Below are 26,109 nucleotides of genomic sequence, written 5' to 3' on the forward strand. Positions count from 1 at the left end.
AACTTAGCAGGTAGGGAGTAGTAAGTAGTCAGTAGTGAAGGGGTGCAATGGCCCCTGGTCACATCTGCTATTCACTACTCACTACTTACTACTCCCTATTCGCTTGAATTACGCCGCTTCAGCCGCGAGGCGCTGTGCCTTTTCGACCGCCTCGTCGATGCCGCCGACCATGTAGAAGGCGGCTTCCGGCAGGTGGTCGTAGTCGCCGTTGCAGAGGCCCTTGAAGCCCTTGATGGTGTCGGCGAGGTCAACCAGTTTGCCCGGCGCGCCGGTGAACACTTCGGCAACGAAGAACGGCTGCGACAGGAAGCGCTCGATCTTGCGGGCGCGGGCCACCGTCTGCTTGTCCTCTTCCGAGAGCTCGTCCATGCCGAGGATGGCGATGATGTCCTGCAACGACTTGTAGCGCTGGAGGATCGACTGCACCTGGCGGGCGACGCCATAGTGCTCCTCGCCAACGACCAGCGGGTCGAGCATGCGCGAGGTCGAGTCCAGCGGATCGACGGCCGGATAGATGCCCTTTTCGGCGATCGAGCGGTTCAGCGTCGTCGTCGCGTCAAGGTGAGCGAACGAAGTCGCCGGCGCCGGGTCGGTCAAGTCGTCGGCCGGCACGTAGATCGCCTGCACCGAGGTGATCGAGCCCTTGGTGGTGGTGGTGATACGTTCCTGCAGCGCGCCCATGTCGGTGGCGAGCGTCGGCTGATAGCCCACGGCCGACGGGATACGGCCGAGCAGCGCCGACACTTCCGAGCCAGCCTGCGTGAAGCGGAAAATATTGTCGACGAAGAACAGCACGTCCTGGCCCTGGTCGCGGAAATATTCGGCGACCGTCAGGCCGGTCAGGCCGACGCGGGCGCGCGCGCCCGGCGGTTCGTTCATCTGGCCGTACACCAGCGCCGCCTTCGAGCCTTCGCCGCCGCCCTTCTTGTTGACGCCGGATTCGATGAACTCGTGGTAAAGGTCGTTGCCTTCGCGGGTGCGCTCGCCGACGCCCGCGAACACCGAGTAACCACCATGCGCCTTGGCGATGTTGTTGATCAATTCCTGGATCAGCACGGTCTTGCCGACGCCGGCGCCGCCGAACAGGCCGATCTTGCCGCCCTTGGCGTAGGGAGCGAGGAGGTCGAGCACCTTGATGCCGGTGATCAGGATCTGCGCTTCCGTCGACTGTTCGATATAGGCCGGAGCCGGCTGATGGATCGAGCGCAATTCGACCGCGTCGACTGGACCTGCTTCGTCGACCGGCTCGCCGATGACGTTGATGATGCGGCCGAGCATGCCCGGACCGACCGGCACCGCGATCGGGCCGCCGGTGTCGCGCACTTCCTGGCCACGCACCAGACCTTCAGTGGAGTCCATGGCAATGCAGCGCACGGTGTTTTCACCCAGATGCTGGGCAACCTCGAGCACCAGGCGGTTGCCGACATTGCTGGTCTCGAGCGCGTTCAGGATCGGCGGCAGATGCTCGCCGAACTGCACGTCGACGACGGCGCCGATGACCTGCCGGACCTTGCCGACAACACCGGTGGCCTTGCTGGCCACGGCCTGGGTCTTGGCAGCCGCGGCCTTGGTCGGCGCTGCTGCTGCCTTGGCCGGAGCCGCCTTTGCTGCCGCTGCCGGAGCCTTGGCCGCCTTCGTGGGGGCTGCTGCCTTGGGGGCCGCCGTCTTCGGGGTCGCTGCTTTCGCCATCGTCTTTACCCTTTTCGTCCTTTGTTTCTCACGCGGTCCGGTTCGCGGGCCAATGACCCTCGGACCGCGCCTAGAGCGCCTCGGCGCCCGAAATGATTTCGATCAGTTCCTTGGTGATCTGCGCCTGCCGCTGGCGGTTGTAGGTGATCGACAACTTGTTGATCATCTCGCCGGCGTTGCGCGTCGCATTGTCCATGGCGCTCATCTTGGCGCCCATTTCGCCCGCCGCGTTTTCGAGCAGCGCACGGAATATCTGCACCGCGATGTTGCGCGGGATGAGGTCGGACAGGATTTCGCCCGGCTCCGGCTCATATTCGTAGACGGCGCTGGCGCCATCCGCCGACTCGGGCTGAGCCGAAGAGGCGGACGCTGCCGGAATGATCTGCTGTGCGGTCGGAATCTGGCTGATCACCGACTTGAACTGCGAGTAGAACAGCGTGCAGACGTCGAAGGCGCCCTCGTTGAACAGGTGGATGACCTTGCGGGCGATCGCATCGGCATTGACGAAGCCGAGCGTCTTGACCTCACGCAGATCGACGCGTTCGATGATCATCGAGGCATAGTCGCGGCGCAGGATGTCGAAACCCTTCTTGCCGACGCAGATGATCTTGACCTGCTTGCCGTCGGCCAGAAGCCTGCGGATATGGTCGCGGGCATGACGGGCTATCTGCGAATTGAAGCCGCCGCACAGGCCGCGTTCGGCGGTGCAGACGACGAGCAGATGCACGTCGTCCCGGCCGGTTCCGGTCATCAGCGCCGGGGCATCGCCACCGCCGCCGACTGCCTGGGTGATGTTGGCCAGGACGGAACCCATGCGCTCCGAATAGGGACGCGCCGCTTCCGCCGCCTCTTGCGCACGGCGCAGCTTCGCCGCGGCGACCATCTGCATCGCCTTGGTGATCTTCTGCGTCGCCTTGACCGAGGCGATACGGTTACGAAGGTCTTTTAATGAAGGCATGCTTCAAACCTGATCCCGTCTTCTCTCATCCGGACTGGCGCTTCGCTCAGGCGAAGGTCTTGGCGAAAGCGTCGATCTCGGCCTTCAGCTTGGCGCGCAGATCGTCCGACAGCGCCTTTTCCTTGCGGATGGCGTCGAGGACGTCCTTACCGGCCGAACGCATGTGGCTGAGCAGGCCGTGCTCGAACTTGCCGACCTGGTTGACCGGCAGCTTGTCGAGATAGCCGTTGACGCCGGCGAAGATCACCGCGACCTGCTCTTCCGTCTTCAGCGGCGAGAACTGCGGCTGCTTCAGAAGCTCGGTCAGGCGCGAGCCGCGGTTGAGCAGGCGCTGCGTGGCGGCATCGAGATCCGAGCCGAACTGCGCGAAAGCAGCCATTTCGCGGTACTGCGCCAGCTCGCCCTTGATCGAGCCGGCAACCTGCTTCATTGCCTTGATCTGCGCCGAGGAACCGACGCGCGACACCGACAGGCCGACGTTGACGGCCGGACGGATGCCCTGGAAGAACAGGTTGGTTTCAAGGAAGATCTGGCCGTCGGTGATCGAGATCACGTTGGTCGGGATGTAGGCCGACACGTCGTTGGCCTGCGTCTCGATGACCGGCAGCGCGGTCAGCGAGCCACCACCCAGATCGTCGTTGAGCTTGGCGGCGCGCTCAAGCAGGCGCGAGTGCAGGTAGAAGACGTCGCCCGGATAGGCTTCGCGGCCCGGCGGGCGGCGCAGCAACAGCGACATCTGGCGATAGGCGACGGCCTGCTTCGACAGATCGTCATAGCTGATCAGCGCATGCATGCCGTTGTCGCGGAAATATTCGCCCATGGTGCAGGCCGTGAACGGCGCCAGGAACTGCATCGGCGCCGGATCGGAAGCGGTGGCGGCGACGATGATCGAATATTCGAGCGCGCCGCGCTCTTCCAGCACCTTGACGAACTGCGCGACAGTCGAGCGCTTCTGGCCGACGGCGACGTAGACGCAGTAGAGCTTTTCCTTCTCGGGGCCGTTGTCGTGCACCGACTTCTGGTTGAGCATCGTGTCGAGGATGATGGCGGTCTTGCCGGTCTGGCGATCGCCGATGACCAGCTCGCGCTGGCCGCGGCCGACCGGGATCAGCGCGTCGATGGCCTTGAGGCCAGTCGACATCGGCTCGTTCACCGACTTGCGCGGGATGATGCCGGGTGCCTTGACATCGACGCGCTTGCGTTCCGTCGCCTTGATCGGACCCTTGCCGTCGATCGGGTTGCCGAGCGCGTCGACGACGCGGCCGAGCAGGCCGGGGCCGACAGGCGCGTCGACGATGGCGCCGGTGCGCTTGACGGTGTCGCCTTCCTTGATGTCGCGGTCGGCGCCGAAGATGACGACGCCGACATTGTCGGCTTCGAGGTTGAGCGCCATGCCGCGGATGCCGCCGGGGAATTCGACCATTTCGCCGGCCTGGACATTGTCGAGACCGTAGACGCGGGCGATACCGTCACCGACGGACAGCACCTGTCCGACTTCGGAGACCTCGGCCTCCTTGCCGAAATTCTTGATCTGGTCTTTCAGAATTGCGGAAATTTCCGCGGCGCGGATGTCCATCAGCCGACCTCTTTCAGTGCAAGCTTGAGCGAATTGAGTTTGGTTTTGAGCGACGTATCGATCTGGCGCGAGCCCATCTTGACCACCAGCCCGCCGAGCAGCGACGGGTCGACGGTGACGGAAATGGCCACGTCCTTGCCGGCAACGCTTTTCAGCGCCGCCTTGAGTTCAGCTTCCTGGGCCGAGGTGAGTTCATGCGCCGACGTCACTTCGGCGGCGGCCTCGCCACGGGCTTCGGCCGCGATCTGACGGAATGCCTTGATCATGCCGGGCACTGCGAACAGGCGGCGGTTCTTGGCGACGACGCGCAGGAAATTGCCGGTCAGGCCTGTGATGCCGGCCTTGTCGGCGATCGCCGCGATGGCCTTGGCCTGGTCCTCGCTGGAAAACACCGGGCTGTTGATCAGCCGGGTCAGGTCCGCGCTGCCCGCGAGCAGTGCCTCGAAACCGTTGAGGTCGGCCTCGACCTTGGCGACGGAATTTGCTTGCGATGCCAGTTCGAACAGCGAACCGGCATAGCGTTCTGCGACACCTGAGATTGGCGATGACGATTGAGCCACGGACCGTCTTTTCTCTTGTCTGACAGGCCGCAGATTGTTGGCGCGAGCAAAAACTCTGGCTAAATCTTTGACCTTACTGCATTTTTTCAAGCACGGAGGCGCGGCTTCCGCTATCCCCGGCCGAAAGTCGATTGCCGTCTAGCACAGGCATTTTAAGACCGCAATGCGTCGTTCCGCATGGTTTTCAGGCACTATTGTCGCATCCGGCGAAAGATCAGCGTCCTGCGCGCTGGAATACCGTTGGATTCAAGGCACAAAGCCGAAGGCAAAGGCGAGCGGCAAGGCCGCGAGCGCCAATTCCACCACAATGGAAACCCAATTGAAAGGTGTATTGGCGCCATCCGACATCATCGACAGCAGCCGGCCGAAGGCGGTGAACAGCCAGGAGAAGCCGAGAGCCATGTAGACCAGCGGCTGCGCGAGCAGGATGCAGCACAAGCCGACACCGAGATAGAAGCCCGACATGCGGCCCCGCCCTTCGGCGATCGCCGCGGCCTTCTCGGGTTTCGCCTGCAGGCGCAGGATGCGGAACGCCAGGGCCGGCGCCAGGAAGAACAGCAGGCCGAGCAGCACGGTGAAGACCGCGCTCGACCAGGCCAGCCATTCGCCCTGGCTCGTCGGCCATGGAAGCGCAAAATCCATCGTGTCCCCTCAAGATGCCTGTTTGAAATTACGGGCATTCTAGCCGAGGAAAAATGCCGCGCCAGATGGCTCCGGGCACTTTAGCCTAGGAGAGGCACATCAACCGAGCGCGAATTCCGCCGCCGCCTCGGCATGGATGCGCGTCGTGTCGAAAACCGGAATGTCGAAATCACCCTGGCCGATGAGCATAGTAATCTCGGTACAGCCCATGATCAGGCTGTCGGCGGCTTCTTCGCTGTGGAGACGTTCGGCCTCGGCGATGTAGGCGGCCTTCGAGGCTTCGGTGACGATGCCCTGGCAGAGTTCCTCGTAGATGACGCGATGGACCATGTCGCGCCCGGCGTCATCGGGCACCACTGGCGAGAGGCCATATTTGTTGGCAAGCCGGCCCTTGTAGAAGTCCTGCTCCATGGTGAACCGCGTTGCCAGCAATGCCGGACGCTGCATGCCGGCTTTTCTTATCGCCATCGCGGTGGCATCGGCGATATGGATCAGCGGAATCGACACAGCCGCCTGCACCTGGTCGGCCAGTTTGTGCATGGTGTTGGTGCACAGAAGCAAGCCTTCCGCGCCACCGGACTCGAGCTTGCGCGCGGCACCGATCAGCAGCGCGCCGGCGCCGTCCCAATCACCATGATGCTGCCGCTCGGCGATCTCGGCGAAATCGAACGACCAGAGCAGCAGCTTCGCCGAATGCAGGCCGCCAAGGCGCTCGCGCACGATCTCATTGAGCAGGCGGTAGTAGATTGCAGTCGATTCCCAACTCATGCCGCCGAGCAGGCCAAGGGTTTTCATGTGATCTTTCCGTTTCTCTCGCCAAGAGAGCTGTAGCTGAATTTCATGTGATCTTTCCGTTTCTCTCGCCAAGAGAGCTGTAGCTGAAATTGCGTGCCTACAAAAAGCTCTGCGGGTCGATGTCGATCTGCACCCGGACCGAACCACGCTGCTTCGGTCCGTCGGCAAGCATGGCTCTGATAAAACCTTGCATGTCGGCGCGCCGTTCGCCCTGGATCAGCAGACGGAAGCGGTGGCGGCCGCCGAGCAGGGACAGCGGCGCTTCCGCCGGCCCGAGCACGAACAGGTCCGACGCCTCGGGCGCCGCGCGGCGCAGGCCGCGTGCGTGGCCTTCCGCTTCCGCCCGCGTCACCGCGCTGACGATGACGCCGGCCAGCCGGCCGAAGGGTGGCAAGGCAGCGCGTTCGCGCTCCGAAATCTCGCGCTGATAGAAAGACTCGGCGTCCCCGGAGACGATCGCCCGCATCACCGGATGGTCGGGCTGGAAGGTCTGCAGCAGCCCGAGGCTCTTCTTGCCGGTGCGGCCGGCACGGCCAGTCACCTGGCTGAGCAACTGGAAGGTGCGCTCGGCGGCGCGTGGATCGCCATTGGCAAGGCCGAGATCGGCATCGACGACGCCGACCAGCGTCATGTTCGGGAAATTATGGCCCTTGGCGACCAGTTGGGTGCCGATGACGATATCGGCCTCGCCATTGGCGATCGCCTCCAGCTCCAGCCGCAACCGTCGTACACCCCCCATGATGTCCGACGACAGCACGATGGTGCGCGCGTCCGGGAAATGCGTGACGACCTCCTCGGCGATGCGTTCGACTCCCGGCCCGCAAGCGACCAGATGGTCGAGCGTACCGCATTCCGGACAGGCCTCGGGACGGCGTTCATTGTGACCGCAGTGATGACACACCAACTGGCCGCGAAAGCGATGTTCGACCAGCCAGGCCGAGCACACCGGGCAGCCGAAACGGTGGCCGCAGACCCGGCACAGCGTCAGTGGCGCATAGCCGCGCCGGTTGAGGAACAGCAGCGACTGCTCCTTCTTCTCCAGCGTCCGGCGCATATGGTCGATCAGCACCGGCGACAGGAAGCCGCCACGCGTCGGTGGCGCGCGCCGCATGTCGATCGACTTGAGATCGGGAAGCGCCGCTTCGGCAAAGCGGGCGGAAAGCACTGCCCTGGCATAGCGGCCCTGGCTGGCATTGACCCGGCTCTCGACCGACGGCGTCGCCGACGCCAGGACTACGGGGAAGCCGCCTATATGGCCGCGCACGACAGCCATGTCGCGCGCATTGTAGAAGACGCGGTCTTCCTGCTTGTAGGCCGGGTCGTGCTCCTCGTCGACGACGATCAGGCCAAGCTCCTTGAACGGCAGGAACAGCGCCGAGCGCGCGCCGGCAACGACACGCACGCTGCCTTCCGCCACTTGCCGCCAGACTTTTTCACGCATTCGCGGCGGCAGATCGGAATGCCACTCGGCCGGCTTGGCGCCAAAACGCTGCTGGAAGCGTTCGAGGAAAGCATGCGTCAGCGCGATTTCCGGCAGCAGGATGAGCACTTGGCTGCCCCGGTCGAGCGCGGCCGCCACCGCCTCGAAATAAACCTCCGTCTTGCCCGAACCGGTAACGCCGTCGAGCAGCGCGACATTGAAAGCGCCGGCCGCGACATTGGCGCGCAGCATCGACGCGGCCTCTTCCTGATCCGGCATCAGCTCCGGTACCGCGTAGCTGGGATCGGGCGCGGCCACCACCGGGCGCGGCGGGATCATCACCGTCTCGAATACGCCTTGCGCTTTCAGCCCCTCGATCACCGTCGACGACACGCCCGCGGCATGCGCGAGCCCGGATCGCGTCCAGGCGAGGCCGCCTTCGGCGGTCTCCAGCACGCGCGCCCTGGCATCGGTCATCCGGTCGGGTACAAGCAGGGTGCGCTGCAGCCCTTCGATCCAGGGTTCCGGATCAAAGGCCTCGGGCGCCCTGAGCAGCATGCGCGCCACCATGCCCGGCGCCGACAGCGTGTATTGCGCAACCCAGTCGACGAAGCGGCGCATGGCGCGGTCGATCGGCGGGCAGTCGAAAACCTGTTCGATCGGGCGCAGCTTTTTGGCGTCGATATTCTCGACCGTGCCATCCCAGACAATGCCTGCGACCTGGCGCGGCCCGAGCGGCACGCGCACGATCGACCCCGGCACGACACGCATGCCGGGGGGCACCGCATAGGTGTAGGGGCGTTCCGCCGGCATCGGCACCAGCACCGGTGCGGCCGCTACAAAGGGCGAATCTTCAATCATGAGGCGTGACCTTGCCCCGACTTTGGTCTAGATCAAAGAGCAACGCTGAACGTGCCTTCCCAAGCACGACGAAATCGTCAGGAGACCCGCCATGAAATTTTTTGCCGACACCGCCGACATCAAAGAGATCAAGGAACTGAACGATCTGGGGCTGCTCGATGGCGTCACCACCAACCCCTCGCTGATCCTGAAATCGGGCGGCAAGATCGCCGAGGTCACCAAGCAGATCTGCGACATCGTCGAAGGACCTGTCTCGGCGGAAGTCGTGGCGACCGAATACAAGCAGATGATGGCCGAAGCCGAGGTGCTTGCCAAGATCGCGCCCAATGTCTGCATCAAGGTGCCGTTGACGCTGGACGGACTGAAGGCCTGCAAGACCATCCGCACCCAGATGAACCGCATGGTCAACGTCACGCTGTGCTTTTCGGCCAACCAGGCGCTGCTCGCCGCCAAGGCCGGCGCTTCCTTCATCTCGCCCTTCGTCGGTCGCATCGACGACACCGGCTCAGACGGCATGGAGCTGATCCAGGAAATCCGTCAGATCTACGACAATTACGATTACCAGACCGAGATCCTGACCGCTTCCGTGCGCACGGTGAACCACGTCAAGCAGGCGGCTCTCATCGGCGCCGACGTCATCACCGCGCCGCCGGCGACGCTGAAGGCGCTGGTCAGCCATCCGCTGACCGACAAGGGCCTTGCCGCTTTCCTCGCCGACTGGGCCAAGACCGGCCAGAAGATCGGCTGAGCGGTCCGATACCAGATACGAAAAAAGGCCGGGCGACCGGCCTTTTTTATGCGCTACGGATCAAGAGCAGCCCGCCTGGTCACTCCGCGCCGTCATCGGGCGGCACGGTGGGCGATGGGCGCCGCCCCATGATGATCTCGCGCTTGCCTACATGGTTGGGTGCGCCGACCAGACCTTCCTTTTCCATGCGTTCGACCAGTGAAGCGGCGCGGTTGTACCCGATGCCGAGGCGGCGCTGGATGTAGGATGTCGAACATTTCTTGTCGCGCAACACCACCTTGACCGCCTCGTCATAGCTGGAATCGCCATCCTCGGCGGCAACGGCTCCCTTGTCGAAGACCGCTCCCTGGTCGCTTTCCTCTTGCTCTTCATCCTCGTCGGCCGTCACGGTCTCCAGATATTCGGGCCGGCCCTGCGCCTTCAGATGCGCCACGACATGCTCGACCTCGGCGTCGGAAACAAACGGGCCGTGCACCCGGGCAATGCGCCCGCCGCCCATCATGTGCAGCATGTCGCCCTGGCCGAGCAGCTGCTCGGCGCCCTGTTCGCCCAGGATGGTGCGGCTGTCGATCTTGGAGGTGACCTGGAAGGAGATGCGGGTGGGGAAATTGGCTTTGATCGTGCCGGTGATGACGTCGACCGAGGGGCGCTGCGTCGCCATGATCAGGTGGATACCGGCGGCGCGCGCCATCTGTGCCAGGCGCTGGATGGCGCCTTCGATCTCCTTGCCGGCGACCATCATCAGGTCGGCCATCTCGTCGACGATGACGACGATGTAGGGCATCGGCGCGAGGTCGATTTCCTGCTGTTCGAACAGCGGCTCGCCAGTGCCCTTCTCAAAGCCGGCCTGCACGGTCATGACCACCGTCTCACCCTTGTCGCGGGCTTGGGCGGCGCGCTCATTGTAGCCGTCGATGTTGCGCACGCCGAGCCGCGCCATCTTGCGGTAGCGGTCCTCCATCTCGCGTACAGCCCATTTGAGCGCGGTAACGGCCTTCTTGGGGTCAGTGACGACGGGGGTCAGAAGGTGCGGGATACCGTCATAGACGGAGAGTTCGAGCATTTTCGGGTCGACCATGATCAGCCGGCATTCTTCCGGCTTCAGCCGGTAGAGTAGCGACAGGATCATGGTGTTGATGGCGACCGACTTGCCGGAGCCGGTGGTGCCGGCGACGAGCAGATGCGGCATCTTCGCCAGCTCGGCGATGACAGGTTCGCCGCCGATCGTCTTTCCGAGGCAAAGCGCCAGCTTGCAGCTGGTCTTGCGGAAGCCCTGGGATTCGATCAGTTCGCGGAAATAGACGGTTTCGCGCGTCTCGTTCGGCAACTCTATGCCGATGACGTTGCGGCCCGGCACCACGGCGACGCGCGCCGAGACCGCCGACATGGAGCGGGCGATGTCGTCGGCGAGACCGATGACGCGGGAGGATTTGACGCCCGGCGCCGGCTCGAACTCGTAGAGGGTGACGACCGGGCCGGGGCGAACATGGATGATCTCGCCGCGCACGCCGAAATCCTCCAGCACGCTTTCCAGGAGATCGGCATTCTGCTCCAGCCGCTCCTGCGACATATAGAAGCCCTGGCCTTCCGGGGGCTGCTGCAGCAATTCCTCCGAGGGGAGCTCGTAGGCTTCGCCCGTAATCGGCTGCGCAACCTTGCCAGCCATCGGCAGCGAAGGCGATCGCACGGCGGGAGTCTGAACGATTTCCCCTAAGCCGTGCGCAGCCTGTGCCGGTACGGTGTTGCCCGCCCGGGATCGCCGCGGCGTGCTGCTCACAGCTGGCTCGGCCACGGCCTTGTTGGAGTTGGCCGGAAAGACGTCCGGGGGGGCCGCGGAGGCCTGGCCAGGAAGGCATTCGATGACACGGAACAGGGTCGTGACATCGGCCGCGGCGAGCGGGGAGATATCGGGCCGCGCCGTGGCACCCGGCTGAGCCGGGACCGGCGCACGCGCCACCGGGCTGACCTGCCGGCCCGGCGACGTGACGTCGACCAGAATAGGCGCCAAGCCCTCGAAGAAGGCGTGATCCGAAAGATAAGGCCGCTTGGCTTTTTCAGGGTCGGCTGTTTTAACCGTCGCCCCATTCCCAACAACGGGAGTCGGGCGCGTGGCCGCTCGTGCGGGCACCTTCAAAGCCGCCGGCGCAACGCCTTGCGACGTCCCGCCGCGTGCTGGCTGAGCGGACGCGGCCGGTGACGGTCCGCGATGCATGACGGCGCCAGCTTGCTGCGTCGGGAGCGCCTGCGGGCCACCCTGCGCGGCATCCTCGTCCTGCGGCTGGCGATGCTTGGGTTCATAGTCCGGCGTGCGTGTAAAACGCACATTGGGCGCAAGGAAAAAATACTCCTGCCAGGCAGGGCTTTCGGTGTCGCCGCCCTGCGGGAAAGCATTGTCCGCTGCTGGCTTGCCATTCGGCCCCGCGGCGGGCCTCCTGTCGCCGCCGGGATCGGCAACCCGCCTGGAATGGCCTGCATGAGAAGCACTGGACTGGCGAACATCCGCCTTGCCGCCCGGGCCGCCGGGACGCTCCCCCTTGGGGTCATCGGGCGAAGCTGTGTGCAACGAATTGACCCGAGAAAAACGCCTGGCTTCCATGCTCAAGACTCACTGTGGAACGTCTGCTGAGCAATAGGGAGCGAGTGGTTAACAGTTGCTTCCGTCAGTGCCGTCGGAGCGACCGAAAAATATCTTTCGCGGCGATGCCGAACGACACGGATTCGAGCACTGGATCGTATTCGACGATCATCCACGTGTACGGGGGCCGAGCATGAGCAGCGCCGGCCCTTGGCCATCGGGAAACGGCCCGGGCACCAGGATCGAGAGGACGTCTTTCGTGAGCGAAGAGCGGCGCTAGCTGGCCGTCTTGCCGTGCCGGGCCAGATCCTGGGCGATGGAGAGTTGCAGGGCTTCGGCCAGTTCGCGCGCGGCACGATTCTCGGCGTCGATCTGCGCCCGGTAGGAAGCAAACTCCTGACGCGGCTTGTCGAAGGACGAGGTGATCGCCCGCTTGCCGACGGTGATGACCGCGCCGCTTCTCGCATCGGTCAGCGTATAGCTGGCGGTCAGCGTCACCGAACCGGCGGTCGGCTCGTCCTGATCGGTTCCGACCTGGACGAGTGCCGAGGATTCAACAGCTTCGGTCACACTGAGATCGAGTGAATAGAGGGGTGAGGCCGGTTCGCCGGCGCCGCGCCCGAATCCGAAGATCAGATTGTTGCGCACCTGCTGGGCATAACGCGTCCGAACCGGCTTGATGGCGATCGATGCCATCTCGGCATTGGCGGTCGAGCCCGTCGACAACGGCGCGCTGGAATAGAGCGGCCGCACCTGGCAGGCCGAAATGAGCGCCAGCGAGCCAACGAGGCCGGCAAGCGCGATGCGGCGCAGCAAACGGCTCAACTCTGTCTTTTCCCGATCAGGCAACGACATTGACGATCCTCTGCGGCACGATGATCACCTTGCGCGGAGCCTTACCTTCAAGTGCTTTCTGCACGAAGTCGAGAGCCAAGACCGCTTTTTCGACCGCACCTTGGTCCGCGTCGCGGGCAATTGTCAAATCCCCCCGCTTCTTGCCGTTGACCTGCACCGGATAGGTGACTTCGTTGTCGACGACCAGTGCTGGATCGAAGACCGGCCACGGCCTTTCGGCAACCAGATCGGTGCCGCCCAGCGTCTCCCAACACTCTTCCGCAAGGTGCGGCATCACTGGCGCGATCAGATGCACCATGATCTCCACGGCTTCGCGGCAGGCGCTTTTCAGCGCCGTATCGGCCTTGCCTTCCGCCACCTCGTTGAGTGGGGTGGTCAGCGCGTTGGCCAGTTCATAGATGCGGGCGATGGCACGGTTGAAGGCGAGCTTCTCGATGTCTTCGCCGACCGCCTTCAGGATCTTGTGCGCGGCCTTGGACACCGCCCCGGCCTCGCCGGCATCGGCCGCCTTGGGTGCGATGCCTGCCAACGTCTCGGCCGCTGTCGACACCAGCCGCCAGATGCGCTGCATGAAGCGATGCGCGCCGGCGGCACCGTCGTCGGTCCACTCGACATCGCGTTCGGGCGGCGAATCCGACAGCATGAACCAGCGCGCCGTGTCGGCGCCGTAGCCGTCGGTGATGTCTTCCGGGCTCACCGTGTTCTTCTTCGACTTCGACATCTTCTCGAGCGGGCCGATGGCGACCGCTTCTCCGGTGGCGATGTCGATGGCGCGGCGCTTGCCGTCGACATCCTCCAGCCGCACCTCGGTCGGCGCCAGCCAGCGGCCATTCGATGCAGTGCCGACACGGTAGGTTTCGTGCACCACCATGCCTTGCGTGAACAGTCCCTTGAACGGCTCGGCCAGGTTGACATGGCCGGTCTCGCGCATGGCGCGGGTGAAGAAGCGCGAATAGAGCAGGTGCAGGATCGCATGCTCGATGCCGCCAATATACTGGTCGACCGCCAGCCACTCGTTCGCTGCCTTGGGATCGGTCGGCTCATGCGCCCAGGGCGCGGTGAAGCGGGCGAAATACCAGGACGAATCGACGAACGTGTCCATCGTGTCGGTTTCACGCCGCGCATCTCTGCCGCATTGCGGGCATTTCACATGCCGCCAGGTTGGGTGACGGTCGAGCGGGTTTCCTGGCCGGTCGAAATCGACATCGTCCGGCAGCTTGACCGGCAGATCGGCCTTCGGCACCGGCACCACGCCGCAATCCTCGCAATGGATCATCGGGATCGGGCAGCCCCAGTAGCGCTGGCGCGAAATGCCCCAGTCGCGCAGGCGGAAATTCACCTTGCGCTCGGCCATCGGACGGTTGCCGATGGTCTTTTGTTCCAGCAGTCTGGCGACCTCGTCGAAGGCCAGATCCGGTTTCATGCCGTCGAGGAAGCGCGAGTTGATCATCGCGCCGTCGTCGGCATAGGCCACGTCGACCACATGGAAAGTCGACGGGTTCTCGCCTTCCGGCATCACTACCGGCACCACAGGCAGGCCGTATTTGTTGGCGAAGTCGAGGTCGCGCTGGTCATGCGCCGGGCAGCCAAAGATAGCGCCGGTGCCGTATTCCATCAGCACGAAATTGGCGACATAGACGGGCAGCGTCCAGCTGTCGTCGAATGGATGGACGACGCGGATACCGGTGTCGAAGCCTTTCTTCTCGGCCGTCTCGAGAGCCGCCACCGAAGTGCCCATATGGCGGACTTCCTCGATGAACTTCGCCAGCGCCGGATTGGTCTCGGCGGCCTTCTTGGCCAGCGGATGATCGGCGGCGATCGCCATGAACGAGGCGCCGAAAATGGTGTCGGGCCGCGTCGTATAGACCTCCAGCTCATGCTCGCCGGCAATGTCCGAGGCCAGCGGCCAGCGGATCAGCAGGCCTTCCGAACGGCCGATCCAGTTCTGCTGCATCAGCTTTACTTTTTCGGGCCATTCGTCGAGACCGTCGAGCGAATCCAGCAGGTCCTGCGCGAAGTCGGTGATCTTGAAGAACCATTGCGTCAGCTCGCGCTGTTCGACCAGCGCGCCGGAACGCCAGCCGCGCCCGTCGATGACCTGTTCGTTGGCGAGCACAGTCATGTCCTCCGGGTCCCAGTTGACCTTGGAGGATTTGCGCGTCACCAGCCCCTTCTGGACAAAGTCCAGGAACAGCATCTGCTGGCGGTGGTAATAGTCGACGTCGCAGGTGGCGAACTCGCGCGCCCAGTCCAGCGACAGGCCCATGACCTTGAGCTGCTCGCGCATGGTGGCGATGTTTTGGTAGGTCCATTCCTTGGGATGGACCTTGTTCTGCATCGCGGCGTTCTCCGCCGGCATGCCGAAGGCGTCCCAGCCCATCGGATGCAGCACGTTGAAACCCTTGGCCCGCTTGTAGCGCGCCACCACGTCGCCCATCGTGTAATTGCGGGTATGGCCGATATGGATGCGCCCCGACGGATAGGGGAACATCTCCAGCACGTAATATTTCGGGCGCGGATCGTCATTGTGCGCTTCGAAAAGCTTCTTCTCGGCCCAGGCCTTCTGCCATTTGGGTTCTGACGCGCGCGGATTGTATCGTTCGGTTGCCATGGGACGTTTTTCACTTAAAAGCATGCGAATGCGGGCAAGGGCCCGGCAGTTCACGAAATGTGGTCCGGGTGTTCACCATGGTTTGGCAAACCCGTCAACCATATGGGCATCGCGGCTGACAAAAACGCGGGTCAAAACAGCGGGATTTGCATATGGGCGACACCGTTCAGCAGTTTTTCGCGGTCAAGGCGAAGATCGCCGCGGCCGAGCTGGAGGCCGGCCGTGAAGTCGGCGCGGTGACGCTGGTTGCGGTCTCCAAGACCTTCGACGCCGCCGATATCCAACCGGTGATCGAGGCCGGCCAACGCGTCTTCGGCGAGAACCGCGTCCAGGAAGCACAAGGCAAATGGCCAGCGCTGAAAGCGGCTTTCCCAGACATTGAACTGCACCTGATCGGTCCGCTGCAGTCGAACAAGGCGAAGGAGGCGGTGGCGCTGTTCGATGTCATCGAGACGGTCGATCGCGACAAGATCGCCGCCGAACTCGCCAAGGAAATTGTCCGGCAAGGCCGTGCGCCAAAGCTCTATGCCCAGGTGAATACCGGTTCCGAACCGCAGAAAGCCGGCATCGAACCGCGCGACGCCGTCGCATTCGTCAAACGCTGCCGGGAAGTCCACGGCCTCGCCATCGAAGGCCTGATGTGCATCCCGCCGGCCGACGAAAACCCCGGCCCACATTTCGCGCTGCTGGAAAAACTGGCGCGGGAGGCCGGCGTCGCCAAACTGTCGATGGGCATGTCTGGGGATTACGAGACAGCGATCGCCTTCGGCGCCACCAGCGTCAGGGTTGGTTCGGCGATCTTCGGCAGCCGGTAGTCCGGCCGAACCTCCCAGCTTGCTGAGGCATGAGTCGGATGCTATATCTAGCCAAGCTAGCTAGGAAGCATTCTATGAACTGGCATCTTCAGGACGCAAAAAACAATTTCTCCAAGCTGGTCCAACGCGCGCGCAGCGAGGGACCGCAGACGGTGACGTTGCGCGGCGAGCGGGCCGCGGTGGTTCTCTCCGCCGAGGATTACGATCGTCTGGCTGGAAAGAAAAAGTCGTTGGCTGAGTATCTTTTGACAGGCCCGGTTTGGGATGATGATTTCGCCGAGGAGGTCAACCGTCGCCCGGAAACGATGATCCGGAACGTCGATCTCTGATGTATCTGCTCGATACGAACATCGTTTCCGACGTGCAGAGGCGGCTACCCAGGCCGACTGAATGGTTGGCTTCGGTAGATCCAACATCGGTGAATCTCAGCGTCATTACCCTTGGTGAGATCGAGCGTGGGATCGTCAAGCTGGGCAAGGTCGATTCCGAAAAGGCGACACGCCTCGATTTATGGCTACGGGAGCTTCGGCGTGACAACGTCGACCGTATTCTTGCTGTCACGGAAGATGTGGCATTGACTTGGGGCCGCATCACCGCCGCCCGAACACGAGGCAGCGCTGACACGCTCATCGCCGCAACCGCACTTGTCCATGACCTCGTTCTGGTAACTCGCAACGTCATCGACTTTGAAGATACTGGCGTGACGGTGCTCAATCCCTGGGACATCTAAGCGCTCCTTTCTACCCCGCAGCGCACCATTTTCGCCTATGCCACATCGTTGGGCCTGGTCCAAAAGCGCCATTATGCCAATGCTTGAAACGAAACGTACCGTTCCTATTTGTCTTGTGTCACCTACACATTCTCCTGGAGCTTCGCCATGCGTTACAATCAGCTTGGAAATACCGGGCTATTCGTCTCCGAACTTTGCCTCGGCACCATGACCTTCGGCGCCGCCGGCCAGAACGCCCAATGGGGCCTGATCGCCAGCCTCGACCAAAAGGGTGTCAACGAGATCGTCGGCCGCTCGATCGCGGCCGGCGTCAACTTCTTCGACACGGCGGACGTCTATTCGTTCGGCGAGTCCGAGCGCCTGCTCGGCCAGTCGCTCCGGGACCTCGGTATTGCCCGGTCGAATGTGGTCATCGCGACCAAGGTCCATGGCGCCATGGGCGAAGGCCCGAACCAGCGCGGCTCCTCGCGCGGCCACATCATGGATTCGGTCGATGCCAGCCTCGAACGGCTGCAGCTCGACCATATCGATCTCTATCAGCTGCACGGCACCGACGCGGTTACGCCGATCGACGAGACGCTGCGGGCACTCGACGATCTCGTCTCCAGCGGCAAGGTCCGCTATGTCGGCGTGTCCAACTGGCAGGCCTGGCGCATCGCCAAGGCGCTCGGCATCGCCGACCGCAAGGGCTTTGCCCGCTTCGAGACCATCCAGTCCTATTATTCGATCGCCGGCCGCGACCTCGAACGCGAGATCGTGCCGCTGATCAACGAGGAGAAGCTCGGCCTGATGGTGTGGTCGCCGATGGCCGGCGGCCTGCTGTCGGGCAAATACGGTCCCGGCGCGCCGGGCAATGGCGAGGGCCGGCGCGCGTCCTTCAACTTCCCGCCGGTCAACGAGGACCGCGCCTGGGCGGCGGTCGCCGTCATGCGCGAGATCGCGAAAAAGCATGATGTCAGCGTCGCCACGGTGGCGCTCGGCTATGTCCTGGCCAAGCCTTTCGTGATGAGCGTCATCATCGGCGCCAGCCGCATGGACCAGCTCGAGCAGAACCTCGCCGCCACCAACCTCGAGCTCGATGCGGACGATCTCGCCAGGCTGGACGAAGCGAGTGCATTACCCGCCGAATATCCCGGCTGGATGGTCGAACGCCAGGGTGCGGGCCGTCGTCCGGCCCCTTTCGTGCCTAAGGCATAGTTCGAACCGCGAGCCAGCCAGCCTTCTCGAAAGCCGCGTGCCCCATGGACGCGCGGCTTTCGTCACAGCCGAACCGTCTCGGCCAGAAAGTCGAGAAAGACGCGCACCCGCGCAGGCAGATGCTTGCCCTGGCCGACATAGACGGCATGCGTCGGCTCTTCGTCGCCGGGATTGAAGTCTTCCAGCAGCGGCACAAGCCTGCCGGCGGCAATGTCGGGCTCGACATGCCAGCGCGCCAGTCGGGCAATGCCCGCCCCGGCGACGGTCGTTTGGCGCATCGCCTCGCCATCGGTCAAAGTCAGGTTTCCGACAATGGGGATGATGATCGGCGCGCCTGCCGCATCGACAAAAGGCCAGCCGTCGATATGCCGCGCGAAGCCGAAGGCGAGCATGTTGTGACGCTGGAGAGCGGACAGCGTACGCGGCATGCCGTGTGCTTCGAGATAGGAAGGCGCCGCGACCAATACCATCCGGCTTTGACCGAGCTTGCGCGCCACCAGCCGTGATTCGCTCAGCGGCCCGGCGCGTATGGCCACATCGGCGCGCTCTTCCAACAAGTCGATCACGTTGTCGGTCAGCACAGCCTCGACGGAAATCTCCGGATATAGTTCCAGAAAACGCGGCAGCAGTGCCATTAGCCGGTGTTGGCCGAACGGAACGTAGCTGTTGACCCTAAGCCTGCCGCGCGGCGCGGCTCCTGCCGCCGCTTCACGCTCGGCCTTATCCATGTCGGCCAGGATGCGCACGCCGCTCTCGTAGAACACGGTCCCTTCCGGTGTCAGTTGCAGCTTGCGCGTCGAGCGGCTGACCAGGCGCGCGCCGAGCCGCGCCTCCAGCCGCGCGATCAGCTTGCTGACCGCCGATGGCGTCATGCGCAGCCGCCGCGCCGCAGCCGAAAAACTGCCCGCCTCGACGACGCGCGCGAAGACTTCGATCTCGCCGGAGCGGTTGATATCGGGCCTGGCCATCTGTGAATCTATTTCACAGGAAATATGCCTTGGGCAAGTCTGGTTCACAGCATGGCGGATCACGATCTTCCGGGCCGGGGCGCGGAGCGTCCCTTGCTGACAGATGGACCCACCGCCATGCCTCTTGCTCTTTACGCCCTCACCGCCGGCGCCTTCGGCATCGGCGTAACTGAATTCGTCATCATGGGACTGCTGCTCGACGTCAGCGCCGATCTCGGTGTCTCGATCTCGGCGGCGGGCCTGCTCATTTCCGGCTATGCGCTAGGCGTGGTTGTCGGTGCGCCGCTGCTCGGCGCGGTAGCCGGCCGCCTGCCGCGCAAGACCTTGCTGCTTGCCCTGATGGTGGTTTTCACCGTCGGCAACCTCGCCTGCGCGCTGGCGCCCGACTACTGGACGCTGATGGCCGCGCGCGTGCTCACCGCCTTCGCTCATGCCTCCTTCTTCGGCGTCGGCTCGGTTGTTGCCACCGGCCTCGTCGCACCCAACAAGAAGGCTTCGGCCATCGCTCTGATGTTCACGGGCCTGACCGTCGCCAACATTCTGGGCGTGCCGTTCGGTACCTGGCTCGGCCAGGCCTATGGCTGGCGCTCGACTTTCCTTACCGTCACGCTGGTCGGCGTTGTCGCCTTTGCCGTGATTGCGCTGCTGGTGCCGCGCGACGCACCGGCCGTGGAGGATGAAGAGGAAAGTTCCGGGGGCACACTTGCCGTGCTTGGCCGCCGGCCGGTGCTGCTCGGCCTTTTGACCACCGTGCTGAGCTGGGTCGGCGTCTTTGCCGCCTTCACCTATCTGGCGCCGATCCTCACCCGCATCAGCGGCTTTTCAGAAGCCGCCGTGTCGCCGATCCTGCTCGTCTTCGGCGGCGGGCTGGTCGCCGGCAATCTGCTCGGCGGCCGCCTCGCCGACCGACATCTCATGCCGACGGTCATCGGCACGCTGGTCGCGCTTTCAGCCGTGCTCTTCGTCATGACCGCGGCCGTGCACCAGCCGGTCGCGGCGATCATTGCCATCGGTCTGCTGGGCGCGGCGGCCTTCGCCACGGTAGCCCCACTACAGATATGGGTGCTTGAGAAGGCCAAGGGCGCCGGCCAGGGTCTGGCCTCCTCCTTCAACATTGCCGCCTTCAATCTCGGCAATGCGATCGGCGCCTGGCTCGGCGGTTTCGTCATCGATCACGGCCCCGGCCTCGGCTTCGTTCCCTTGATCGCCGGCATCGTGCCACTCGCAGCACTCGCTGTGGTGTTTCTGGCGCTGCGCCTGGAGCGCGGCCCTGCGGTCGCCGTGCCGGCCACGGCCCAGTGCTGACCGAACCAAATCCACAACCGACATCACAAGGAGCTAAATCATGGACTATCGACGTCTCGGCGCATCGGGCCTGAAGGTCCCGGCGCTTTCATTCGGCGCCGGCACCTTCGGCGGCTCCGGCCCGCTGTTCGGCGCCTGGGGCAACAGCGACGCGCAAGAGGCGCGGCGTCTTATCGACATCTGCCTCGAGGCCGGCGTCAATTTGTTCGACACCGCCGACGTCTATTCGAACGGCGCCTCGGAGGAGGTGCTCGGCGAGGCGATCAAGGGCCGCCGCGATGCCGTGCTGATCTCGACCAAGACCGCGCTGCCGATGGGCGACGGGCCCGCCGATTACGGCTCCTCGCGCTCGCGGCTGATCAAGTCCGTGGATGCCGCGCTGAAGCGCCTCGGCACCGACTATATCGACCTGTTGCAGCTGCATGCCTTCGATGCCGGCACGCCGATCGAGGAAGTGCTGTCGACGCTCGACAACCTCGTGTGCGCCGGCAAGCTGCGTTATGTCGGCGTCTCCAACTTCTCCGGCTGGCAGGTGATGAAGTCGCTCGGCCTGGCGGAGAAGAACGGCTATCCCCGCTATGTCGCGCACCAGGTCTACTATTCTCTCGTCGGCCGCGACTATGAGTGGGAGCTGATGCCGCTTGGCCTCGACCAGGATGTCGGCGCGCTGGTGTGGAGCCCGCTCGGCTGGGGTCGCCTGACCGGCAAGATCCGCCGCGGCCAGCCCTTGCCGGAAAAGAGCCGGCTGCACGACACCGCGAGCTTCGGCCCGCCGGTCGAGGACGAGCATCTCTACCGGGTCATGGATGCCCTCGATGCGGTGGCGCAGGAAACCGGCAAGACGGTTCCGCAAATCGCCATCAACTGGCTGCTGCAGCGCCCGACCGTTTCATCGGTGATCATCGGCGCTCGCAACGAGGAGCAACTGCGCCAGAACCTTGCCGCCGTCGGCTGGGCCCTGACGCCGGAGCAGATGAAAAAGCTCGACGCGGCAAGCGAGGTCACCGCGCCCTACCCGTACTTCCCCTATCGGCGCCAGGAGGGTTTTGCCCGGCTCAATCCACCGGCGGTGTGACCAGCTCGGAACCGCTACGGGGACAATTGTCTTTCACTGGGGCGCGCAAAGCGCGGCGTAGCGGCTCGACAGTGCCGACCAATCTGCATATCGTGTTGTGGTGGATAGACTGAATTTAAGTACTGACTACTACGCCACGTCCGATGCAGATGGACGGTTTCAACATGGCGTGATTTTCCATATCACGCGCAACAAAGCTGGTGGGTCTATCAGCACCCCTGTGGGGCGCTTTTATACATGGCGACCAGAGATCCATCCGGAGGGGTATTTTGACCATTCTAGGGTCGACTGTTACGTTGACGATCATCGCCTTGCACCAGAGCCAAGCTGGCTTGCACGCACGCTTCTAGGCGCCCTTGTAGAACTAGGCAGCGTATCAGAGCCGATATGGTTGGGGTGGCATCGGTCCAAAGAATTGGATGGCGAAGAACGGGGTAAGGTCTTCGATCTCGACTAATGCAGCACGAACTCTCCATCCACCTTGCGCCATTCATTCGGCGCGATCAGCTTCTGGTGCGTATAGACCACCGAATGCAGCGGCCCATCCAGCTTGGCTTTCCAGAATTCGATGAACCGGATCAGCACCGGGAACTTCGGAGCGAGGTCGTAGTCCTGCCAGACGAAGCTCTGCAGGAGATGCGGGTGGTCGGGGAAATGATAAAGAATCTTGGCCGTCGTCAGGCCGTAGCCTTTGAGCATCAGGTCCATTTCAAGATGGTCGCGCATTGCGGTCCCCAAGGTTGATTCTCCTTTCCTCCCAGGCACCAATTGTGCGCGCCGTTACTTAACTGTCTATTGATTTTTCTTGATCGCAAAACGAACTTTTCCCGCAAAAACATGCAGTTAGCAGCGAACCCATTCGAGTGCTGACAGCCCCGGAGAAGCCGCCTGCGGCATCCCGCCACGCGAATCCAACGTCTAATGTTGCCGTCGCGGCGGAACTGGTAATAATGCCGCCGAATTCGCGGCTGCGTCGCCGCGATCCCGCGGGTGTTTCAAGCCGGCGGATTGGTTCGGGAGGAAAGCGAAGAAATGTCCGAGGCTCATGTCCATCGCGTCCAGCCGGCGTGGAAGAAGAACGCCCTGATCGACAATGACACCTACCTCAAATGGTATGCCGACAGCGTGAAGAACCCGGACAGGTTCTGGGGGAAGCACGGCAAGCGCATCGACTGGTTCAAGCCCTTCTCCAAGGTCAAGAACACCTCCTTCGACGGCAAGGTCTCGATCAAGTGGTTCGAGGATGGCCAGACCAATGTCTCGTACAATTGCATCGACCGCCACCTGAAGAAGCGCGGCGACCAGACCGCCATCATCTGGGAAGGCGACAACCCCTACGACGACAAGAAAATCACCTATCACGAACTCTACGAGCATGTCTGCCGGCTCGCCAATGTGATGAAGAAGCACGGCGTCAAGAAGGGCGACCGCGTCACCATCTACATGCCGATGATCCCGGAGGCGGCTTATGCGATGCTGGCCTGCACGCGTATCGGCGCCATCCATTCGGTCGTCTTCGGCGGCTTTTCCCCGGATGCCTTGGCCGGGCGCATCGTCGACTGCGAATCGACCTTCGTCATCACATCAGATGAGGGTCTGCGTGGAGGAAAACCCATTCCTCTCAAGGAGAACACCGACAAGGCGATCGACATTGCCGCCAAGCACCATGTTGAAGTCAAGACCGTCGTGGTCGTGCGCCGCACGGGCGGCAAGATCGGCTGGGCACCGGGGCGGGATGTCTGGTATCACGACGAACTCGCGACGGTCAGGCCTGAGTGCAAGCCGGAGAAGATGAAGGCGGAGGATCCGCTGTTCATTCTCTACACGTCGGGCTCGACCGGCCAGCCGAAGGGCGTGCTGCACACCACCGCCGGCTATCTCGTCTATGCCTCGATGACGCATCAATATGTCTTCGACTACCATGACGGCGACATCTACTGGTGCACGGCCGATGTCGGCTGGGTCACCGGCCACAGCTACATCGTCTACGGGCCGCTCGCCAACGGCGCCACCACGCTGATGTTCGAGGGCGTGCCGAACTATCCCTCGCAGTCGCGCTTCTGGGAAGTCATCGACAAGCACAAGGTCAATATCTTCTACACCGCGCCGACGGCGCTTCGCGCGCTGATGGGCGCCGGCGACGACCCGGTGAAGAAGACCTCGCGCAAATCGCTGCGCGTGCTGGGCTCGGTCGGCGAGCCGATCAATCCGGAAGCCTGGGAGTGGTATTTCAACGTCGTCGGCAACGGCAAAGTGCCGATCGTCGACACCTGGTGGCAGACCGAGACCGGCGGCATCCTGATCACGCCGCTGCCGGGCGCCACCGACCTCAAGGCAGGCTCGGCGACTCGGCCCTTCTTCGGCGTCAAGCCGCAGCTGGTCGACGGCGAAGGCAAGGTGCTCGAAGGGGCCGCCGACGGCAATCTCTGCATCACCGATTCCTGGCCGGGCCAGATGCGCACCGTCTACGGCGATCACGATCGCTTCGTGCAGACCTATTTTTCGACCTACAAGGGCAAATACTTCACCGGCGACGGCTGCCGCCGCGACGCCGATGGCTATTACTGGATCACCGGCCGCGTCGACGACGTCATCAACGTTTCCGGCCATCGCATGGGTACAGCCGAGGTCGAATCGGCGCTGGTCAGCCATGAGAAGGTCTCGGAAGCCGCCGTCGTCGGCTATCCCCATGACATCAAGGGCCAGGGCATCTACAGCTACGTCACCTTGATGAGGGGCATGGAGGCGACCGAAGAGCTGCGAAAGGAGCTCGTCGCCCACGTCCGCAAGGAGATCGGCGCCATCGCCACGCCCGACAAGATCCAGTTCGCGCCTGGCCTGCCCAAGACGCGTTCGGGCAAGATCATGCGCCGCATCCTGCGCAAGATCGCCGAGGACGATTTTTCCGCACTCGGCGACACCTCGACGCTCGCCGATCCGGCCGTGGTCGACGACCTCATAGCCAACCGGCAGAACAAGAAGGGCTGATGCGGGAAGACGCGGCATTGGGCACCGTCACCCAGCTGTGGCGCTATCCGGCGAGTTCGCTCGCCGGCGAGCGCCAGGACGCCATCCTGGTCGGCACCGACAGCATCGAGGGCGACCGTATGTTCGGCCTCGTCGATATCGCGGACAATGAAATTGCCCGGCCCGATCGCGACGTCAAATGGCACAAGGTGCCGCGCATCCGGACCCGGTTGAGCCGTAGCGGCGAATTGGAAATCGCCATCCCCGATGGCGACTGGCTAGCCGCACCCAGCGCTGAATGCGACCGCGCGGTGTCGGCCTATCTCGGCTTCGGCGCCTCGATCCGGCCGTATCGCAGGGAAAACCCGGCCGGCTATGCCGGGCCGCTGACCGCGGAGCGCTACCGCAAGGCGCCGATCCACCTTCTGACCACGGCATCCCTGGCGCGGCTGAAGGCACTGCATCCGGACGGAGCCGCCGACCCGCGACGCTTCCGGCCCAACATCGTCGTCGACATGGCTTCGGTCGACGGCTCGTTTCCCGAAACCGAATGGATCGGCCGCAAGCTCGCCATCGGCGACCTCGTCTTGACGATCTCCGAGCCGTGCCGCCGCTGCGGCTTCACCATCATCGCCCAGGACGGCTTCGACAATGATCCGGCCATCCTGCGCAATCTGGTCCGCCACAACGCGCATAATCTCGGTGTCTATTGCACCGTCGACCAGCCCGGCCGGGTCGAGATCGGCGCGCCGATGCGGTTCGTGACGGCATAGCCCTCGTAGCTCGCCGCCCTGGTGCGATAGAGATGTGGCGGCCCTCTTCACACGGCTTGTAATACGCGTGACAGAAAACCGCGCCATACAGCTGGCGCGCGACCCGCCTTGCCGCTTCCGTCGGCATCCATTTCAGATCCACCAATCGGAGTGCCGATGACTTCCCTGCCCATCCTTGGCGCCGCCATGACCCTGGACGACCTCGAAATCCACCGCGACTGGCTTTTCGAAAAGCAGCGTGACCTCGAATTGCAGAGCTTTGCCGAGGCCAGTGTTCTCAACGGCGACTGGGCACCGCTCGCCGCCCGCGCCAAAAAGCTTCTCGGCGGCTATCAGGGACGGCTCGGGATACACGGGCCATTCTGGGGCTTCACCATCGCCTCGCAGGACCCCGACATTCGCGACGTCGTCGGCAAACGCCTGCTGCAAGGTCTCGATGTCTGTGCCGCCATCCGTGCGACGCATATGGTCGTTCACAGCCCCTATACGACCTGGTCCTACAACAACCTCGACAACAATCCCGGCGAACGCGAAAAAATCATCGAATACTCTCAGCTGACGCTGCGCGACGCCGTCAAGCGGGCCGAAGACATCGGCTGCACCATGGTGCTGGAGAACATCGAGGACAAGGATCCGCAAATCCGGGTGGCGTTGGCGGACAGCTTCAAGTCGCCCGCGGTCGCGGTCTCCATCGACACGGGCCACGCCTACTATGCCCATGGCTCGACCGGTGCTCCGCCGGTGGACTACTATGTGCACGCCGCCGGCAACCGCCTGCAGCATGTCCATCTGCAGGATGCCGACGGCTACGCCGATCGTCATTGGAGCCTCGGCGAAGGCACCATCCAATGGCGTTCGGTCTTTGCCGCGCTCGCTAGGCTCGAAAGCAATCCGCGCCTCATCATCGAAATCAAGGACAAGTCCAAGATCCCCGCTTCGGCGGCCTATATCGCCTCGCTCGGCATCGCCGAGTGAGATGTGGCAAATGA

General features: G+C 63.5%; 22 protein-coding genes. 10 read left to right on the forward strand and 12 right to left on the reverse strand.

Going from position 1 to position 26,109, the window contains the following annotated elements:
• Positions 1-108: 108 nt before the first annotated feature.
• From atpD to C7I87_RS21255, 7 genes are all read right to left on the reverse strand, one after another.
• Entirely contained in the window at positions 109-1,689 is a 1,581-nt protein-coding gene (gene atpD / locus C7I87_RS21225) for a F0F1 ATP synthase subunit beta (RefSeq protein WP_188393924.1), read from the reverse strand.
• Between the two features lie 70 nt (positions 1,690-1,759).
• On the reverse strand, positions 1,760-2,647 hold the full coding sequence (locus C7I87_RS21230) for a F0F1 ATP synthase subunit gamma (RefSeq protein WP_149906048.1): 888 nt from the start codon (positions 2,645-2,647) through the stop codon (positions 1,760-1,762).
• A gap of 46 nt (positions 2,648-2,693) precedes the next feature.
• The gene (atpA, locus tag C7I87_RS21235) at positions 2,694-4,223 is read right to left on the reverse strand and encodes a F0F1 ATP synthase subunit alpha (RefSeq protein ID WP_140810653.1); all 1,530 of its coding nucleotides are present in this window, start codon (positions 4,221-4,223) and stop codon (positions 2,694-2,696) included.
• On the reverse strand, positions 4,223-4,783 hold the full coding sequence (locus tag C7I87_RS21240) for a F0F1 ATP synthase subunit delta (RefSeq protein ID WP_149906049.1): 561 nt from the start codon (positions 4,781-4,783) through the stop codon (positions 4,223-4,225). Before C7I87_RS21240 ends, atpA begins: the two co-directional genes overlap by 1 nt.
• A 246-nt stretch (positions 4,784-5,029) precedes the next feature.
• Entirely contained in the window at positions 5,030-5,425 is a 396-nt protein-coding gene (locus tag C7I87_RS21245) for an AGROH133_08824 family phage infection protein (protein WP_137933072.1), read from the reverse strand.
• Positions 5,426-5,524: 99 nt separating this feature from the next.
• Positions 5,525-6,220, reverse strand: a complete 696-nt coding sequence (locus tag C7I87_RS21250) for an aspartate/glutamate racemase family protein (protein ID WP_149906050.1) — start codon at positions 6,218-6,220, stop codon at positions 5,525-5,527.
• Between the two features lie 97 nt (positions 6,221-6,317).
• The gene (locus C7I87_RS21255; RefSeq protein WP_149906051.1) at positions 6,318-8,501 is read right to left on the reverse strand and encodes a primosomal protein N'; all 2,184 of its coding nucleotides are present in this window, start codon (positions 8,499-8,501) and stop codon (positions 6,318-6,320) included.
• 91 nt (positions 8,502-8,592) lie between these two features.
• On the opposite strand from C7I87_RS21255, the gene fsa reads away from it, so the two are divergent.
• Positions 8,593-9,249 carry a fructose-6-phosphate aldolase gene (gene fsa, locus C7I87_RS21260; protein WP_149906052.1) on the forward strand — a complete coding sequence of 219 codons (657 nt, stop codon included), beginning with the start codon at positions 8,593-8,595 and terminating at the stop codon, positions 9,247-9,249.
• A gap of 79 nt (positions 9,250-9,328) precedes the next feature.
• Here fsa and C7I87_RS21265 read toward each other — a convergent pair whose 3' ends face one another.
• From C7I87_RS21265 to leuS, 3 genes are all read right to left on the reverse strand, one after another.
• Complete coding sequence (locus tag C7I87_RS21265) at positions 9,329-11,845, reverse strand: DNA translocase FtsK (protein WP_149906053.1); 2,517 nt, start codon at positions 11,843-11,845, stop codon at positions 9,329-9,331.
• A gap of 255 nt (positions 11,846-12,100) precedes the next feature.
• On the reverse strand, positions 12,101-12,679 hold the full coding sequence (gene lptE, locus C7I87_RS21270; RefSeq protein ID WP_149906054.1) for an LPS assembly lipoprotein LptE: 579 nt from the start codon (positions 12,677-12,679) through the stop codon (positions 12,101-12,103).
• Positions 12,666-15,290: a leucine--tRNA ligase gene (gene leuS / locus C7I87_RS21275; protein ID WP_149906055.1), complete on the reverse strand. Its 2,625-nt coding sequence runs from the start codon at positions 15,288-15,290 to the stop codon at positions 12,666-12,668. Before leuS ends, lptE begins: the two co-directional genes overlap by 14 nt.
• Before the next feature lie 152 nt (positions 15,291-15,442).
• On the opposite strand from leuS, the gene C7I87_RS21280 reads away from it, so the two are divergent.
• The 4 genes from C7I87_RS21280 (at position 15,443) to C7I87_RS21295 (ending at position 18,032) form a co-directional block, all read left to right on the forward strand.
• Complete coding sequence (locus C7I87_RS21280) at positions 15,443-16,105, forward strand: YggS family pyridoxal phosphate-dependent enzyme (RefSeq protein ID WP_149906056.1); 663 nt, start codon at positions 15,443-15,445, stop codon at positions 16,103-16,105.
• A 74-nt stretch (positions 16,106-16,179) separates the two neighbouring features.
• Complete coding sequence (locus tag C7I87_RS21285; RefSeq protein ID WP_023771771.1) at positions 16,180-16,434, forward strand: type II toxin-antitoxin system Phd/YefM family antitoxin; 255 nt, start codon at positions 16,180-16,182, stop codon at positions 16,432-16,434.
• The gene (locus tag C7I87_RS21290; RefSeq protein ID WP_149906057.1) at positions 16,434-16,835 is read left to right on the forward strand and encodes a type II toxin-antitoxin system VapC family toxin; all 402 of its coding nucleotides are present in this window, start codon (positions 16,434-16,436) and stop codon (positions 16,833-16,835) included. The genes C7I87_RS21285 and C7I87_RS21290 overlap by 1 nt, the downstream gene beginning before the upstream one ends.
• 147 nt (positions 16,836-16,982) lie before the next feature.
• Positions 16,983-18,032: an aldo/keto reductase gene (locus C7I87_RS21295; RefSeq protein WP_149906058.1), complete on the forward strand. Its 1,050-nt coding sequence runs from the start codon at positions 16,983-16,985 to the stop codon at positions 18,030-18,032.
• A gap of 62 nt (positions 18,033-18,094) precedes the next feature.
• On the opposite strand, the gene C7I87_RS21300 is transcribed toward C7I87_RS21295, so the two are convergent.
• The gene (locus C7I87_RS21300; RefSeq protein WP_149906059.1) at positions 18,095-19,000 is read right to left on the reverse strand and encodes a LysR family transcriptional regulator; all 906 of its coding nucleotides are present in this window, start codon (positions 18,998-19,000) and stop codon (positions 18,095-18,097) included.
• A 117-nt stretch (positions 19,001-19,117) separates the two neighbouring features.
• Here C7I87_RS21300 and C7I87_RS21305 point away from each other — a divergent pair, with 117 nt between their 5' ends.
• Together C7I87_RS21305 and C7I87_RS21310 are read left to right on the forward strand one after the other, a co-directional pair.
• A complete protein-coding gene (locus tag C7I87_RS21305) occupies positions 19,118-20,305 on the forward strand; it encodes an MFS transporter (protein ID WP_149906060.1) in 1,188 nt (395 codons plus the stop codon).
• A gap of 40 nt (positions 20,306-20,345) precedes the next feature.
• Entirely contained in the window at positions 20,346-21,380 is a 1,035-nt protein-coding gene (locus tag C7I87_RS21310) for an aldo/keto reductase (protein WP_149906061.1), read from the forward strand.
• Positions 21,381-21,833: 453 nt separating this feature from the next.
• On the opposite strand, the gene C7I87_RS21320 is transcribed toward C7I87_RS21310, so the two are convergent.
• A complete protein-coding gene (locus C7I87_RS21320; protein ID WP_149906063.1) occupies positions 21,834-22,106 on the reverse strand; it encodes an usg protein in 273 nt (90 codons plus the stop codon).
• 306 nt (positions 22,107-22,412) lie between these two features.
• Here C7I87_RS21320 and acs point away from each other — a divergent pair, with 306 nt between their 5' ends.
• From acs to C7I87_RS21335, 3 genes are all read left to right on the forward strand, one after another.
• The gene (gene acs / locus C7I87_RS21325) at positions 22,413-24,368 is read left to right on the forward strand and encodes an acetate--CoA ligase (protein ID WP_149906064.1); all 1,956 of its coding nucleotides are present in this window, start codon (positions 22,413-22,415) and stop codon (positions 24,366-24,368) included.
• Positions 24,368-25,120 (forward strand): MOSC domain-containing protein, encoded by a 753-nt coding sequence (locus C7I87_RS21330; protein WP_149906065.1) that lies wholly within the window; start codon positions 24,368-24,370, stop codon positions 25,118-25,120. Before acs ends, C7I87_RS21330 begins: the two co-directional genes overlap by 1 nt.
• Before the next feature lie 156 nt (positions 25,121-25,276).
• The gene (locus C7I87_RS21335; RefSeq protein ID WP_149906066.1) at positions 25,277-26,095 is read left to right on the forward strand and encodes a sugar phosphate isomerase/epimerase family protein; all 819 of its coding nucleotides are present in this window, start codon (positions 25,277-25,279) and stop codon (positions 26,093-26,095) included.
• The last annotated feature ends 14 nt before the right edge of the window (positions 26,096-26,109 follow it).

Source organism: Mesorhizobium sp. SARCC-RB16n, assembly GCF_008520305.1.
Classification (GTDB): domain Bacteria; phylum Pseudomonadota; class Alphaproteobacteria; order Rhizobiales; family Rhizobiaceae; genus Mesorhizobium.